Annotated in this window: 15 protein-coding genes; 5 read left to right on the top strand and 10 right to left on the bottom strand. The window is 56.2% G+C overall.

Translation table 11 applies throughout. The features are described from left to right. Window positions 1-66: 66 nt before the first annotated feature. The 6 genes from F3J31_RS22160 to cpxP form a co-directional block, all read right to left on the bottom strand. Window positions 67-1371 carry an SLC13 family permease gene (locus tag F3J31_RS22160; protein WP_167215570.1) on the bottom strand — a complete coding sequence of 435 codons (1305 nt, stop codon included), beginning with the start codon at window positions 1369-1371 and terminating at the stop codon, window positions 67-69. A 73-nt stretch (window positions 1372-1444) separates the two neighbouring features. Further along, on the bottom strand, window positions 1445-2188 hold the full coding sequence (locus tag F3J31_RS22155) for a CDP-diacylglycerol diphosphatase (protein ID WP_048226875.1): 744 nt from the start codon (window positions 2186-2188) through the stop codon (window positions 1445-1447). 107 nt (window positions 2189-2295) lie between these two features. Continuing rightward, the gene (locus F3J31_RS22150) at window positions 2296-3285 is read right to left on the bottom strand and encodes a sulfate ABC transporter substrate-binding protein (protein ID WP_024909198.1); all 990 of its coding nucleotides are present in this window, start codon (window positions 3283-3285) and stop codon (window positions 2296-2298) included. Window positions 3286-3494: 209 nt separating this feature from the next. Next, on the bottom strand, window positions 3495-4457 hold the full coding sequence (gene pfkA, locus F3J31_RS22145) for a 6-phosphofructokinase (protein WP_008501816.1): 963 nt from the start codon (window positions 4455-4457) through the stop codon (window positions 3495-3497). A gap of 174 nt (window positions 4458-4631) precedes the next feature. Further along, the gene (gene fieF, locus F3J31_RS22140; RefSeq protein WP_045909114.1) at window positions 4632-5525 is read right to left on the bottom strand and encodes a CDF family cation-efflux transporter FieF; all 894 of its coding nucleotides are present in this window, start codon (window positions 5523-5525) and stop codon (window positions 4632-4634) included. Between the two features lie 153 nt (window positions 5526-5678). Continuing rightward, window positions 5679-6185, bottom strand: coding sequence for a cell-envelope stress modulator CpxP (gene cpxP, locus F3J31_RS22135; RefSeq protein ID WP_045909112.1), 507 nt, complete (start codon window positions 6183-6185; stop codon window positions 5679-5681). Window positions 6186-6335: 150 nt separating this feature from the next. Between cpxP and cpxR the strand changes: the two genes are divergently transcribed. Both cpxR and cpxA read left to right on the top strand, forming a co-directional pair. Then, window positions 6336-7034, top strand: coding sequence for an envelope stress response regulator transcription factor CpxR (gene cpxR / locus F3J31_RS22130; RefSeq protein WP_006179159.1), 699 nt, complete (start codon window positions 6336-6338; stop codon window positions 7032-7034). Beyond that, window positions 7031-8404 (top strand): envelope stress sensor histidine kinase CpxA, encoded by a 1374-nt coding sequence (gene cpxA, locus F3J31_RS22125; RefSeq protein ID WP_014885717.1) that lies wholly within the window; start codon window positions 7031-7033, stop codon window positions 8402-8404. The genes cpxR and cpxA overlap by 4 nt, the downstream gene beginning before the upstream one ends. 53 nt (window positions 8405-8457) lie before the next feature. On the opposite strand, the gene yiiM is transcribed toward cpxA, so the two are convergent. After that, window positions 8458-9132 carry a 6-hydroxyaminopurine reductase gene (yiiM, locus tag F3J31_RS22120; RefSeq protein ID WP_045909111.1) on the bottom strand — a complete coding sequence of 225 codons (675 nt, stop codon included), beginning with the start codon at window positions 9130-9132 and terminating at the stop codon, window positions 8458-8460. A 71-nt stretch (window positions 9133-9203) separates the two neighbouring features. Continuing rightward, on the bottom strand, window positions 9204-9824 hold the full coding sequence (sodA, locus tag F3J31_RS22115) for a superoxide dismutase [Mn] (protein ID WP_003861999.1): 621 nt from the start codon (window positions 9822-9824) through the stop codon (window positions 9204-9206). Window positions 9825-10112: 288 nt separating this feature from the next. On the opposite strand from sodA, the gene rhaT reads away from it, so the two are divergent. After that, the gene (gene rhaT, locus F3J31_RS22110; protein ID WP_167215567.1) at window positions 10113-11147 is read left to right on the top strand and encodes an L-rhamnose/proton symporter RhaT; all 1035 of its coding nucleotides are present in this window, start codon (window positions 10113-10115) and stop codon (window positions 11145-11147) included. Here rhaT and rhaR read toward each other — a convergent pair whose 3' ends face one another. Together rhaR and rhaS are read right to left on the bottom strand one after the other, a co-directional pair. Beyond that, window positions 11148-11996, bottom strand: coding sequence for an HTH-type transcriptional activator RhaR (gene rhaR / locus F3J31_RS22105; RefSeq protein ID WP_045909109.1), 849 nt, complete (start codon window positions 11994-11996; stop codon window positions 11148-11150). Window positions 11997-12069: 73 nt separating this feature from the next. Further along, window positions 12070-12906 (bottom strand): HTH-type transcriptional activator RhaS, encoded by an 837-nt coding sequence (gene rhaS, locus F3J31_RS22100; RefSeq protein WP_048028386.1) that lies wholly within the window; start codon window positions 12904-12906, stop codon window positions 12070-12072. Between the two features lie 301 nt (window positions 12907-13207). Between rhaS and rhaB the strand changes: the two genes are divergently transcribed. Beyond that, on the top strand, window positions 13208-14677 hold the full coding sequence (rhaB, locus tag F3J31_RS22095) for a rhamnulokinase (protein ID WP_167215564.1): 1470 nt from the start codon (window positions 13208-13210) through the stop codon (window positions 14675-14677). Next, window positions 14674-15933: an L-rhamnose isomerase gene (gene rhaA, locus F3J31_RS22090; RefSeq protein WP_045909105.1), complete on the top strand. Its 1260-nt coding sequence runs from the start codon at window positions 14674-14676 to the stop codon at window positions 15931-15933. The genes rhaB and rhaA overlap by 4 nt, the downstream gene beginning before the upstream one ends. Window positions 15934-16026: the final 93 nt, after the last annotated feature.

Raw genomic sequence — 16026 nt, 5'->3', positions numbered from 1 at the left:
TGGCGCTTGCGCTAACCCGTCCTACAGTTCTGTAGGCCCGGTAAGCGTCAGCGCCACCGGGCTTTTTTACAGCCGTCCCAGCAGGCTAAACCACAGATAATCCAGCGGCAGCAGCACCAGATAGGTCGCTATCGCCAGCGCCAGACAGAGCACCATCCCCGCCCTGGCAGGCACCTTTCCTAGCCCCATCGCCACCACGATCGGCGACGCCTGATACGGCAGCAGCGGCGTGGAATAGCCGAGCACCTGAATCATGATCACCGACAGCAGCGGGAAGCCGGTCGCATCCGAGAAGCTTTGCGCCAGGGTGGTATACAGCGCCGGAACGCCGTTGGCGGTCATAATGAAGTTGAGTGCGGTGGTAATACCGGTCAGCGCCAGGAAACTGGTGAACGGTCTATCTGCATCCAGCGGCATAATGCGGAGCAACGCCTCGCCCACCGCCGTTCCGATACCGGTTTGCGTCACGACGATCGCTAGCCCCAAAATACCAGCAACGTAGATACAGGTACGCATATTCACCCCCGCAGAAAACTCCTCTCCGGTGATAAAACCGATACGCGGTAGCATAACGATGATCGACGCCGCCAGCCCCGTCCAGGCGGGCCCAACGCCGTGCCAGCTCTCCGTCACCCACATCCCCAGCACCACCGCCAGCAGCCAGGCAAGACGCTTTTCGTCCCGCCCCATAGGCTCAGACGGCGCCTGTTCCTTCGGCGGTTTTGGGCTGCCGGGAAAAAGCCAGCAGATCAGGCCAATCAGAATCAGGCCTTTGAGAACGCCCAGCACCGGCGTGTGCAGCAGCAGATACGGGACATAGTTCAGATGGATGCCGTACGAGCCTTCCGCCGCACCGCTCATCACAAGGTTAGGCACGTTAGCGGGCAGAATCGTCGCCGAAAGCTGGAACGTCCCAAACCCTACCGCCAGCGCCAGACCAAACCAGGCGCGGGAGCCGTCGGCGATACCGGCGCGTTTTGCCATTGCGGCGACAATCGGCATCAGCAGCGCAATACGTCCCATATTCGACGGCATCACAAACGCCAGCGCATAGCTCAGCAGCACCACGCTTGCCACCATCAAAACCCAGGAGTCGGTGAGCTTTGCCGACAGCGCCCGGGCGGCCCGGTCTGCCAGACCGGTTTTACGGATCGCCACGCCGAGCACGAATCCGCTGAAGACCAGCCAGAAGGCCGACGAAGCAAAACCACCGAAAATCACCTCCGGCGGGGCAATCTTCGCGGTCATTGCCGCCGTAAAGAACAGCAGTGCGGTGATGAATTCCGGCAACAGCGACGTCGCCCATAGCACGATAGTGACGCCAACGATCAGTGAAGGCAGCAGCAGAGGATACGTTGACCAGAGCGACATACCTGTCTCCTGTAGAATTTTTCAGCAAGTCTACGGCGACAGGCAGGGCGAGTAAACGCTATTTATGGTGGGGTCAATTTAGAATAGCGCATTGATGATCCTGCAGTTCCTCAGCTGACGCGCGGTTAAGCATCAGCAAGTTACGTTCGGTTGCCAGCAACACAAACGAACCATCCGACTGCTGCGCCATCGCCAGGGCAAAGCGCCCCATATGGTCGCGCGCTTCCGGAAGCTCTTCAGCCAGCATTATGAACGGACTGCGCTGCACCAGCTCATTCTCCGTCACCCGACGAGCAAGATACTCATGCCCTTCCAGCCCGCCGGGAAGCGGCAGCCACTGGGTGCTGATTTCTCCCTGTGCCGCATTGAGCTTCTCGCGCACGTCCGGGCGCAGGCAGGAGATATGAATATGAAAATGGTTCTGCGTGCGACCAGTCGGCGAGTTAATCGTCAGCGAAATGGCGCTGTCGGGCACCTCGGATCCGCGCTTCAGGGTCATAAAGCTGCGCGACTGCCAGGCCAGCCAGAAAAAGTTCGGCGTGTGCGCTTCGGTCAACAACGGGCTCTCGGTGCCGTTGATGCGATATGTCGGCATCAGCAGATATTGCAGCGGCCCGTTGCGGTCTTTAAAGACCACATAGCCTGCATCCGTTTTCACCTGCGCACACGGTGCCGGGTTACGATTCTGGATCTGATTCGGCACGCACTGGTCGAGAACGATATGTCGCAACGCATTTGGATTACCCGCTTTCATCCAGTACACGCCGCCAGCGGCAAGGGCGATGACAATGAGGATCAATAAGATAATTTTTTTCACAACGCGTTCCCTGTTTTCAATAGAGGCAAAAGAGTAACGCAAAATGATGACCAAATAAAAAACCCGGCGGATTTCTCACGCCGGGTTACCGTGTCATTGGCTAATGGTTAGCGCTGGCTGATCTGGTCGAACGTGCCGCCGTTAGAGAAGTGCTCTTTCTGCGCTTTCGTCCAGCCGCCGAACTCGTCATCAATGGTGAAGAGTTTCAGTTTAGGGAAGACGCTTTCGTATTTCTTCGCCACCGCCGGATCGCGTGGACGATAGAAGTTTTTCGCCGCAATTTCCTGGCCTTCTGGCGAGTAGAGATACTTCAGGTAGGCTTCTGCCACCGCTTTGGTATCTTTCTTCTCAACCACTTTATCGACAACAGAGACGGTCGGCTCAGCCAGAATCGATTCGCTTGGGGTCACGATCTCGAACTTGTCTTTACCCAGCTCGTTAGTGGCCAGCAGGGCTTCGTTTTCCCATGCGATCAGCACGTCGCCAATCCCGCGCTCGACGAAGGTGTTGGTGGCGCCACGCGCGCCGGAGTCCAGCACCTCAACGTTTTTATACAGCGCTTTCACGAATTCCTGCGCTTTGGCCTGGTCGCCGTTGTTGTGGTGCAGCGCGTAGCCCCACGCGCCCAGGTAGTTCCAGCGAGCGCCGCCAGAGCTTTTCGGGTTAGGGGTGATGACGGACACGCCTGGCTTAATCAGGTCATTCCAGTCATGGATCTGTTTCGGGTTGCCTTTACGGACCAGGAAAACGATGGTCGAGGTGTATGGCGCGGAGTTATCCGGCAGGCGTTTGATCCAGTTTTTGTCGATACGGCCACGCTCGGCGATCGCGTCAACATCGTAGGCCAGCGCCAGGGTCACCACGTCGGCTTCAATACCGTTGATGACGGAGGTCGCCTGCTTGCCAGAACCGCCGTGAGACTGGCGAACCACGACATTGTCGCCGGTTTCCTGTTTCCAGTGTGCCGCAAACGCTTTGTTGTATTGCTCGTACAGTTCACGCGTCGGGTCGTATGACACGTTCAGTAACTGGATGTCCTTAGCCAGAACGCTGGTCGATGCCAGCAATAATGTTAAACCCACGCCCCATTTATTCATCGCCCAGCTCTCTTGTGTAGTGTTTTGATGAATGCAGCGTGCCAGAAAGCGAATCGAGGATTAAAGAATAAAAAAAGATTGGCTATAACGTAGTGGAATAAAAAAGCGTGCACGCATAAAAAAGCCGGGTGGCGGCTACGCCTTACCCGGCCTACGAGTCGTGCTTTTGTAGGCCCGGTAAGCGCAGCGCCACCGGGCAACAGAGCCAATCAGTACAGTTTTTTCGCGCAGTCCAGCCAGTCACCTTTGAACGGACGCTTCATGTTTTCAATCGCGTCGATGATGTCATGGTGAACCAGTTTTTCGTTCTGAATACCGACGCAGCGTCCGCCGTGGCCCTGCAGCAGCAGTTCGATTGCGTACGCGCCCATACGGGACGCCAGAATACGGTCATACGGGCCAGGGGAACCGCCACGCTGGATGTGCCCCAGTACGGTGGCACGGGTTTCACGCTTGGTTTCGGTTTCGATGTACTTGGCCAGCTCGTCAACGTCACAGATGTGCTCGGTGATAGCTACGATCGCGTGTTTCTTGCCTTTCGCGATGCCCGCTTTGATTTCAGCCACCAGATCTTCACGGCTGAATTCCACTTCCGGAACCACGACAAACTCACAGCCACCCGCAATCGCCGCAGCCAGGGTCAGGTCACCGCAGTAACGCCCCATCACTTCAACGATAGAGATACGCTGGTGAGAAGAAGAGGTGTCACGCAGGCGGTCAATCGCTTCAACAACGGTTCCCAGCGCGGTGAAGTAACCGATGGTGTAGTCGGTACCTTTGATATCGTTGTCGATAGTGCCTGGCAGACCGATGCACGGGAAGCCCATTTCAGTGAGACGTTTTGCACCCATGTACGAGCCGTCACCACCGATAACCACCAGGGCGTCCAGGCCACGTTTTTTCATGTTCTCGATAGCCACTTCACGAACGTGTTCATCACGGAATTCCGGGAAGCGTGCAGACCCAAGGAAGGTACCGCCACGGTTGATCATGTCAGACACGCTGTAACGGTCGAGCTGAACCATACGGTCTTCATACAGACCCAGGTAACCATCATAGATACCAAAAACTTCCAGACCTTCCGTCAGCGCCGCGCGAACAACCCCACGAATTGCCGCGTTCATGCCCGGCGCATCACCGCCGCTTGTCAACACACCGATTTTCTTAATCATGACTACCTCTGAACTTAGGAATGCAAAATTGAAATCTGTTGCCGGAAGAAACTTATCGACCAACGAATACTGCAAATAGTATATCAATCCCTTCCAGCTGAATTGATTCAGGTCAGACCAAATGGCGGTAATTTATACACAAAATGCTGGCCTGGCTCACTTTTTTACAACGAATTACGAAAGCCCAACATGTCCGGGTACAACCGAGCAGGGATCCTGGTGAATGATGACGTCTGAACCAGGAAAACGCTGCAAAATCGCCTGCTCAACCTGCTCAGCAATCACGTGAGCCTGAACCAGTGGCAGGTTGTCTTCCATTTCAATATGAATCTGAATAAAGCGGGTCGGCCCTGACTGCCGCGTTCGAAGATCGTGCGCACCGCTGACGCCGGGCCAGGCGGTCACGATAGAAAAAATTTCATTGCGTTCTGAGTCCGGGAGGGCGCGGTCAAGCAGTGATTGCACCGCTTCATACCCCATCCGCAGGGCGCTATATAAAATATAGATACCAATCCCTAACGCAAACAACGCATCGGCCCGATGCCAGCCATACCAGGCCAGACCGAGCGCAATAAGAATAGCCCCATTCATCATAACATCAGATTGATAATGAAGCATATCCGCCCGTACGGCCTGACTTTGCGTTTTGCGAACGACCCAGCGCTGGAACGTTACCAGAACAAGTGTGCATATAAGCGCGACAATCGTCACAACGACGCCGACGCCGGGATCGTTCATCGGTGTCGGCGAGACGAGATGCTGAATGCCGGTGAGAAACAGGAACAGCGCAGAACCGGATATAAACATGCTCTGCGCCAGCGCGGCCAGCGACTCCGCTTTGCCGTGCCCAAACGTGTGCTCTTCATCCGCTGGCTGCAGCGAGTAACGCACCACCAGCAGGTTGGTCAGCGAGGCGGCAATATCGACCAGCGAGTCCACCAGCGCCGCCAGAATACTGACCGATCCGGTATACCACCACGCAAAAACCTTAATGACCAGCAAACACGACGCCATGATGGTCGCGGCCATGGCGGCCCGGTTTACCAGTCTTCCATAGGATTGATTCATAAACGCTCCTGTCATGTCATGCCGCTAGTATAACGGAAGCATGTGGAGTCGAAGGATGAATAAACGGTTAACAAATCAGAATGCAGGGCAAAAAAAACCCCCACATCATGTGGGGGAAGACAGGGATGGTGTCTATGGCAAGGAAAACAGGGTTTACTGGTTACTACGGGTACTGCTATTGCTACTGAAAAACGTCGTTTCTGAGCTTCGCTGCATCCGTGCAACCTCACGCAGCTGATCCATACGCTGCTGATGTCTGGTGTTCAAAACCGCTTGCTGCTCGGGCGTTAGCAGGTGGAACATCTGGTTGCGGACCTTCGCCATTTCAACCTGGCGAGCAACCTGTTCCTGTGCCATTTTTTCGGCCTGAGCGCGCACAGCGCTTTCGTCAAAATTTTCTGCGGTGACAAGGCGATGCATTGTCTCCATTTCGCTAACATTAACAGGGGGCTGGTCGTGTCTCGCCCTCTGCATCAGATCTCGCATCTGTTGACGCTGATGTTCGGTTAAACTTATGCCGTCAAACATATGGCTTTGGCTACTGTGCTGCGTTGTGTCCTCTTGTGAGGAACCGTTATCGCTGATGATAGCTACAGCAGCCTGGCTAAACGCACTGAACGCCAGCGTTGAGGCCATGACGGCAGCGGTAACTTTGCGCATCACTTGCTCCCAAAATCTTTCGTGTCGCGATTCAACGAGAGACAGTCTACGATTCAGGCTGCAAACATGCGTCAGGGGGTGTAAAACAACGTAAAGTCATGGATTAGACAGCCTTGATGTCGTAATTTCTGCCTCGGAGGTATTTAAACAATGAATAAAATCCTGTTAGTTGATGATGACCGAGAGCTCACATCCCTTTTAAAGGAGTTGCTCGACATGGAAGGTTTCAACGTCCTGGTTGCCCATGATGGCGAGCAGGCGCTGAGTCTCCTTGACGACAGCATCGATTTACTTTTGCTCGACGTGATGATGCCGAAGAAAAACGGTATTGATACGTTGAAAGAACTTCGCCAGACACACCAGACTCCCGTTATCATGCTGACCGCTCGCGGCAGCGAACTCGATCGCGTACTCGGCCTTGAGCTGGGCGCGGATGACTATTTACCGAAGCCGTTTAATGACCGCGAACTGGTCGCCCGTATTCGCGCGATCCTGCGTCGTTCCCACTGGAGCGAGCAGCAGCAGAATACCGACAACAGCTCACCTACCCTTGAAGTCGACTCCCTGAGCCTGAACCCGGGCCGTCAGGAAGCGAGCTTTGATGGCCAGACGCTGGAACTGACCGGCACGGAGTTCACCCTGCTGTATCTGCTGGCGCAGCACCTCGGCCAGGTGGTTTCGCGTGAACATTTAAGCCAGGAAGTGCTGGGCAAACGTCTGACCCCGTTTGACCGCGCCATCGACATGCACATCTCTAACCTGCGCCGTAAGCTGCCGGAGCGTAAAGACGGTCACCCATGGTTTAAAACCCTGCGTGGTCGCGGTTATCTGATGGTTTCCGCTTCATGATAGGAAGCTTAACCGCCCGCATCTTCGCCATCTTCTGGCTGACGCTGGCACTGGTTTTAATGCTCGTACTGATGTTGCCAAAACTCGACTCACGCCAGATGACGGAGCTTCTCGACAGCGAGCAACGTCAGGGCGTGATGATCGAGCAGCACGTGGAAGCCGAGCTGGCAAACGATCCGCCAAACGATTTAATGTGGTGGCGCAGGCTATTTCGCGCTATCGACAAGTGGGCGCCGCCCGGACAACGCCTGCTGCTGGTGACCAGCGAAGGCCGCGTCATTGGCGCCGATCGCAATGAAATGCAGATTATCCGCAACTTCATTGGCCAGGCAGATAACGCCGATCACCCCCAGAAGAAAAAATATGGCCGCGTAGAAATGGTGGGGCCGTTCTCCGTCAGAGATGGCGAGGATAACTATCAGCTCTACCTGATTCGCCCCGCGAGCAGCTCCCAGTCCGACTTTATCAACCTGCTGTTTGACCGCCCTCTCCTGCTGCTGATTGTTACTATGCTGGTCAGCTCGCCGCTGCTGTTATGGCTGGCGTGGAGCCTGGCAAAACCGGCCCGTAAGCTGAAAAATGCGGCTGACGAAGTGGCGCAGGGTAACCTGCGACAACACCCTGAACTGGAAGCCGGACCGCAGGAGTTCCTTGCCGCCGGGACCAGTTTTAACCAGATGGTGAGCGCTCTCGATCGCATGATGACGGCACAACAGCGTCTGCTGTCGGATATCTCGCACGAACTGCGCACCCCGCTTACGCGCTTACAGCTTGGCACCGCGCTGCTGCGCCGCCGCAGCGGGGAGAGCAAAGAGCTGGAGCGTATCGAAACCGAAGCGCATCGTCTGGACAGCATGATCAACGATCTGCTGGTCATGTCGCGCAATCAGCAGAAAAACGCGCTGGTGAGCGAAACGGTGAAAGCCAATCATCTGTGGCATGAAGTGCTGGATAACGCGGCGTTCGAAGCGGAGCAGATGGGCAAATCCTTCACCGTCAACTTCCCGCCGGGTCCATGGCCGCTGTACGGTAACCCCAACACGCTGGAAAGCGCGCTGGAGAATATCGTGCGTAACGCCCTGCGCTACTCGCACACGAAGATTGAGGTGGCGTTCTCGGTGGATAAAGACGGGATCACCGTCATTGTCGACGACGACGGTCCTGGCGTCAGCCCGGAAGACCGCGAGCAGATTTTCCGTCCGTTCTACCGTACCGACGAAGCGCGTGACCGGGAATCGGGCGGTACGGGACTGGGTCTGGCGATTGTGGAAACCGCCATGCAGCAGCACCGCGGCTGGGTGAAAGCCGACGACAGCCCGCTGGGTGGGCTGCGGTTAACGCTGTGGCTACCGTTGTATAAGCGTTCGTAGCTGTTAGTGCCGGGTGGCGGCTTCGCCTTACCCGGCCTACTCTTTACGAAGGTCTATTTACCCCACAACCTCCGCGAATTATCCTCGATCTTGCTGCTTAAACGCCGCTTCTGCATCGTTCTTGTCCAGCTGGTCGATAACCCCGCCGCCGACAGCAGGCGATGATACTGCTCGTCATCAAACGGCATATGCCAGGCAATGGCGCAGGCGTCGTAAACAGACACTTCACTCAGGCGTGATGCCAGCTCAAGCGGCGCATCCGCTGACACCTGCCCAGCCAGCACCACACGGTACAGCCAGCCGGTTTTACCCGCGCTTTGCATCTGAGCCGACATGTCATGAATACCGAAATGGAAGTTGAGCTTGAAGCACGGCGAGCGCGGCTGCGTCACCTGAATCAGGGCATCGCCCCAGCGGTAGATATCACCAATAAACACGTTCTTTTCGGTGAGCCCTTCGGTGGAGAGATTCTCGCCAAACGCGGGGGCGACGAAGAGGTCCGCCTGCTCGGGGAACTCGGTTTTCCAGTGCTGATAGTGCTCGCGCGGGTAGTGGCACAGTGCGCGCTCGGGCCCACCGTGGATCTTCTTTTCGGCCTGCTCGTCGCCCGCAAGCCCAAGGTCGGTTAACGTCAGCTCACCGTCGACCTGAATTTTGGCGATGGCGCTCGGGCGGCTGCCGTCGTACTCCCTTACCTTGCCTGTAAATACATTCACCGGGTAATGCATCGCTGCCTCCATTACGCAGATACAAAAAAAGCGAGCCATCAGACTCGCTTCTCACAGGCGTCAATGCAACCTTATTTTTTAGCGGCGAAACGCGCTGCTGCTTCGTCCCAGTTCACCACGTCCCAGAAGGCTTTGATGTAGTCCGGGCGACGGTTCTGGAATTTCAGGTAGTAAGCGTGTTCCCACACGTCCAGACCCAGGATTGGGAAGCCGGATGCGCCAGAGATCGCTTCACCCATCAGCGGGGAGTCCTGGTTCGCGGTAGAAACCACCGCCAGTTTGTCACCTTTCAGAACCAGCCACGCCCAGCCGGAGCCGAAGCGGGTTGCAGCGGCTTTTTCGAATTCTGCTTTGAAGTTGTCAACAGAACCGAAGTCGCGCTCGATAGCCGCTTTCAGGTCGCCCTGCAGGGTAGTACCGGTCTTCAGGCCTTTCCAGAACAGGCTGTGGTTTGCGTGGCCGCCCGCGTTGTTACGCAGCACGGTTTTCTTGTCCGCTGGCAGCTGGTCCAGCTTGGTGATCAGCTCTTCAACAGGCAGGTTAGCGAACTCTGGCAGGCTTTCCAGCGCGGCGTTCGCGTTGTTCACATAGGTCTGGTGGTGTTTAGTGTGATGGATTTCCATCGTCTGCTTGTCGAAATGCGGTTCCAGTGCGTCGTAGGCATACGGCAGGGATGGCAGTGTATAACTCATAATCCTCTCCATTATTGTCGGGCGGCACAGCTGTTAATGCCGCGTAAGCAGTTGGTTCATTATAGTTAATTAAATGATATTGAAAATGATTATCAATGCCGTAGTTTTTATAAGGTTATTCACTTTTCGATTAATAGCGGAAATGTGAGTCTGCTCACGCGGTTAACGTGCTGATTGCCATCCAGAACACCTGTGCGGCAACCTTCTGAAGGTTCCCGGACTGCCTAATTTTTACACTCCTCAAGTCGAAGAGAAGCCACTGACGATAAAAACGATGAGGGTGTAAAAATGAATCATGCGATTACGATGGGTATCTTCTGGCATTTGATAGGCGCTGCCAGTGCAGCCTGTTTCTATGCTCCGTTTAAAAAGGTGAGAGGCTGGTCATGGGAAACCATGTGGTCCGTTGGCGGGGTCGTGTCCTGGCTGATTTTACCCTGGACCATTAGCGCCATGCTGCTGCCCGATTTCTGGGGCTACTTCTCCTCCTTCAGCGCCTCCACTCTGCTGCCGGTGTTCCTGTTCGGCGCGATGTGGGGCGTCGGTAACATCAACTATGGCCTCACCATGCGCTATCTCGGCATGTCGATGGGCATTGGTATCGCGATTGGCATTACGCTGATCGTCGGAACCCTGATGACGCCAGTTCTCAACGGCAACGTCGAGGTGCTTATTAATACTCAGGGTGGGCGGATGACGCTCCTGGGCGTGCTGGTGGCGGTCGTTGGCGTAGGAATCGTGACTCGCGCGGGGCAGCTGAAAGAGCGCAAGATGGGCATTAAAGCCGAAGATTTTAACCTGAAGAAAGGTCTGCTGCTGGCGGTGATGTGCGGCATCTTCTCGGCCGGTATGTCGTTCGCGATGAATGCTGCCAGGCCTATGCATGAAGCCGCCGCCGCGCTGGGCGTCGACCCGCTGTACGTTGCGCTGCCAAGCTATGTCGTGATTATGGGTGGCGGCGCGATGGTTAACCTGGGCTTCTGCTTCATTCGTCTCGCAAAAGTGAAAAACCTGTCGGTAAAAACCGACTTCTCGCTGGCAACATCGCTTATCATCACCAACGTGTTACTCTCCGCGCTCGGCGGCCTGATGTGGTATTTACAGTTTTTCTTCTACGCCTGGGGCCATGCCAGCATTCCGGTGCAATACGACTACGTAAGCTGGATGCTGCACATGAGTTTCTACGTACTGTGTGGCGGGCTGGTCGGTCTGGCGCTGAAAGAGTGGAAAAACGCCGGACATCGTCCGGTTGGCGTACTGAGCCTCGGCTGCGTGGTGATCATTATCGCTGCCAATATCGTTGGGCTCGGCATGGCAAACTGATCACGACCCCTTTCGACTGCGATGACGCCACTGTACCGGCGTCATCCCCACCTCACGATTAAACACCACTGAAAAGTAGTTACTGTCTTCAAAGCCGCAGCACATCGCCACATCACTGACCATCCACTCCGTATGCTGAAGGAGATATTGTGCATGGCAGATGCGTAGCTGGCGCAGATAGTGGTTGACCGTCATCCCGGTCAGGGTGCGGAACTGCTGGCGCAACGCACGCTCGCTGCACTGCTCCTGCTCGCAGAATTTCTCCAGTATAAAGTTTTTATTCAGGCTGCCCGCAAGCGTGGTGATGAGCTTATCCAGCAGCGCTTCCTGCGTCGTGGCGGAGGGGTTATCAGTGGCGTAACGATGGCGCTTTAACGTCACCACCAGCTGGGCGAAAAGCAACTCCGCTAGCTGGTTAGAAACGGGGTCGTTCTTCTGGCTCTCCTGCTCCAGTTGAGAAATAACCTGCCGTACCTGAGCCATGCCGTTACTGCTTAAGCGCCAGTGCGGAGAACCCTTAGCATCAAGAAAACCCGGAATGCTTGCGGCCCAGTCTACGTTAAGCCTGAGCCTGTCCGGACAGTAAATAACGTTCTGCAGCACCAGGTCATTAACCGAGGCGTAGGAGTGTTTATCCTCCGCGCGAATGTAGAACAGATCTCCGCGCGTGATGCGGTAGGGACGGTCGTTGAGGATGTGCAGGCCGTTACCGCGCCATACCAGCACCAGTTCGCAAAACTCGTGGGTATGTTCGGCAAAGACGTCTTGCGGGTAGCGGTCGGCCACCGTCACGGCCTGGCTCGCGGAGGCATAAAAATCATCTTTGCGAAGGATTAACTGAGCAGCCACACCACGACCTCTACGCCGAATAACCTGACACTATTAGCTTTTTTGCGGAAATAAAACGGTGACTGCCCTCGCGTTACTGAAGCATCGCGTCTTTCCCCTGACGAATATCACGCGGCGACCAGTTAAATTCCCGGCGAAACAGCGTTGAAAAGTGATTGCTGTCACCAAAACCGCAGCAATAGGCGATATCCGTGACGCTTTCGTCGGTATGACGTAAAAGATGACGCGCTTTGATCAGGCGCAGACGGTTGAGATATCGCTGCGGCGTCATACCGGTATGCTGCTTAAGCTGGCGATGCAGGGTGCGCAGCGACAGTGAAAAATCATCCGCAAGCGTTTCCCAGCAGACATCCTCAGCGAAATGATCTTCCAGCCAGGCCATCAGATGGTTCAGGCGCGCGTTGTTATCTTCCAGCCCTTCCACCAGGCTGCTGCGGCGCAGCAGCACCAGAAGCTGCATAAACAGCAGTTCGCGCGTGGCAATGGCGTGCGTCTCCCGCCCGTCCTCGCTCTTCTCCATTTGCTCCACCAGCTGACGCACCTGCTGCAGGGTGGACTGATTCACGCGCCAGTGCGACGGATAGTGTCCGTCTTGCTCCTGGGGCAACAGCTGATTCAGCCGCGAAAGAAACTGGAACGCATCCGGGGAACGGTAGAGCACATTCGTCAGATACAGGTTGTCGGTATGCTCATACAGGTGCCGATCGTGGTCGCGCACGAAGCACACCGTACCGCCGCTGATGGTATATGGCTGACCATTGAAGACATGAATACCTGTCCCGCGCTCAACAATCACAATTTCATGAAAATCATGGTGATGCTCCGGGAACGCGGCCTGAGGAAGCCGTGGCTCAATCGCGACAGGCGCCCCTCCAGAAGGAAAAAAATCCACGCTGTGCAGTACGGTCATAACGGCCTCCACCAATGAAAAATGTTCTCAAAATAGTAATTAAGGCCTTCCGCACTCACCTTCAATTTTTGGCAGTAAACCTCGCAAAAGCTGTCCATTTTTCAAGAAACAGGGGGAAAGATCGGGAAATGCGGTCAGCGTCACACTGCCTGAACATCCCGCCACCATTGGAAACTGTGAACTCCCTCACATTCACCTTTGCTTTCTTGCCAGCGCGAGATTTGGCCTGTCAGTGGTGAGAAGGTGACTTTTTCTTCCCTTTTTTACACTCACCGCTAATGACTTAAGAAAGGACCCGACTATGACTTTTCGCCATTGTGTGGCTGTCGATTTAGGCGCATCCAGCGGGCGCGTAATGCTCGCGAGCTGTGACCGTGAGCGGCACACGCTTGCGCTTCGCGAAATGCACCGTTTCGCCAACTGCCTGCAAAAGCAGGACGGTTTTTTTGCCTGGGATATCGATGCCCTGGAGGCGGAGATCCGTATCGGACTGAACAACGTCTGCAACGATGGTATTCGCATCGACAGCATCGGCATTGATACCTGGGGCGTGGACTACGTTCTGCTTGATAGCCATGGCGAACGCGTCGGCTTGCCGGTTTCTTATCGCGACAACCGCACCGACGGCCTGATGGCGCACGCTATCGCCCAGCTTGGCAAGGACAACATCTACAGACGCAGCGGCATTCAGTTTCTGCCGTTTAACACGCTTTATCAGCTGCGCGCTTTGGTCGAGCAACAGCCAGAGCTGGTGGCGGACGTGGCCCATGCGCTGCTGATCCCGGACTACCTGAGCTATCGCCTGACCGGCAACATGAACTGGGAATATACCAACGCCACCACCACGCAGTTGGTCAACATCAACTCGGATAACTGGGATGAACATCTGCTGGCCTGGACGGGAGCGTCGCCTTCCTGGTTCGGTACACCAACCCACCCGGGTAATGTGATCGGTCACTGGATTTGCCCACAGGGGAACGCAATTCCTGTCGTTGCCGTCGCCAGCCACGATACCGCCAGCGCGGTGATTGCTTCCCCACTTGCGAGCAAAGACGCGGCTTACCTCTCTTCCGGTACCTGGTCGCTGATGGGCTTTGAGAGCAAAACCCCGTACGCCAGCGATGCTGCCATGGCCGCAAACATTACCAACGAAGGGGGTGCCGAAGGCCGCTACCGCGTACTGAAAAACATCATGGGGCTTTGGCTGCTCCAGCGGATGCTGAAAGAGCAGAACATTACCGACCTGCCTGCGCTTATCGCCGAAACCGAGAAGCTGAAGGCCTGCACGTTCCTGATCAACCCGAACGATGAGCGCTTTATCAATCCGGCGCACATGAGCGCCGAAATTCAGGCCGCCTGCGTCGAGGTCGGGCACCCGGTGCCGTCCAGCCCTCCCGAACTGGCGCGCTGCATTTTTGACAGCCTCGCCCTGCTGTATGCCGACATCCTCAGCGAGCTGGCGAGCCTTCGCGGAAAACCCTTCAGCCAGCTGCATATCGTGGGCGGCGGCTGCCAGAACCAGCTGCTGAACCAGCTCTGCGCCGATGCCTGCGGCATCACCGTGGTGGCAGGTCCCGTGGAGGCCTCCACGCTCGGCAATATCGGCATTCAGCTGATGACTCTGGACGAACTTTCCAACGTTGACGACTTCCGTTCGGTGGTGACGGCGAACGCCAGTCTGACCACCTTCACACCCAATCCCTGCCATGAAATTGCTCGCTTTCGCGCGCAGTTTCAGCAAAACCGACTGACTAAGGAGCTTTGTGCATGACAACTCAATTAGAACAAGCCTGGGATCTGGCTAAACAGCGTTTCGCCGCCGTCGGCGTGGATGTCGAAGAGGCGCTGCGCCAGCTCGACCGTCTGCCCGTCTCCATGCACTGCTGGCAGGGCGATGACGTCGCTGGCTTCGAGAACCCAGGCGGTTCCCTGACGGGGGGTATTCAGGCCACGGGTAACTATCCAGGCAAAGCGCGCAACGCGACCGAACTGCGCGCCGACCTTGAACTGGCGCTGAGCCTGATCCCGGGGCCAAAGCGCCTGAATCTGCATGCAATCTATCTCGAATCCGATGAGCCGGTGGCGCGCAACGAAATCAAACCGGAACACTTTAAGAACTGGGTAGAGTGGGCCAAAACAAACAGACTGGGCCTGGACTTTAACCCGTCCTGCTTCTCACATCCGCTGAGTGCGGACGGTTTTACTCTCGCCCACGCGGACAACGACATCCGCCAGTTCTGGATCGATCACGTGAAGGCCAGCCGCCGCGTTTCGGCGTATTTCGGCGAGCAGCTCGGCACGCCATCGGTGATGAACATCTGGATCCCGGACGGCATGAAGGATATCACCGTCGATCGTCTGGCTCCGCGCCAGCGCCTGCTGGCCGCGTTGGATGAGGCTCTCAGCGAGAAGCTGGACCCGGCGCACCACATCGACGCCGTCGAGAGCAAGCTGTTCGGTATAGGCGCCGAGAGCTATACCGTGGGCTCAAACGAGTTCTATATGGGTTACGCCACCAGCCGCCAGACCGCGCTGTGTCTGGATGCTGGCCACTTCCACCCGACCGAGGTGATCTCCGACAAAATCTCCGCCGCCATGCTCTACGTGCCGCGTCTGCTGCTGCACGTCAGCCGTCCGGTGCGCTGGGACAGCGACCACGTGGTGCTGCTGGATGACGAAACCCAGGCGATTGCCAGCGAAATCATCCGCCACGATCTCTTTGACCGCGTACACATCGGCCTCGACTTCTTCGATGCCTCCATCAACCGCATCGCGGCGTGGGTTATCGGCACCCGCAATATGAAGAAAGCCCTGCTGCGCGCGTTGCTGGAGCCTGTCGCCACGCTGAAACAGCTGGAGGCTAACGGTGACTACACCGCACGTCTGGCGCTGCTGGAAGAGCAGAAATCCCTGCCGTGGCAGGCAGTGTGGGAGATGTACTGCCAGCGTAACGATGCCCCGGCGGGCAGCCAGTGGCTGAACAACGTGCGGGCGTATGAGAAAGACGTTCTCGCCGCACGTCAGTAAAAACATCGCTCGGCAGCACGTTGCCTGCCGGGTCTACGGGTAAGAGTAGGCCGGGTAAGCGTAGCGCTACCCGGTATTTTCAAAGGAACCACA

Source organism: Enterobacter sp. Acro-832 (assembly GCF_011752745.1).
GTDB lineage: Bacteria > Pseudomonadota > Gammaproteobacteria > Enterobacterales > Enterobacteriaceae > Enterobacter > Enterobacter quasiroggenkampii.
The sequence above is the reverse complement of the archived record's forward strand: the minus strand, read 5'-3'. Positions and strand labels throughout refer to the sequence as shown.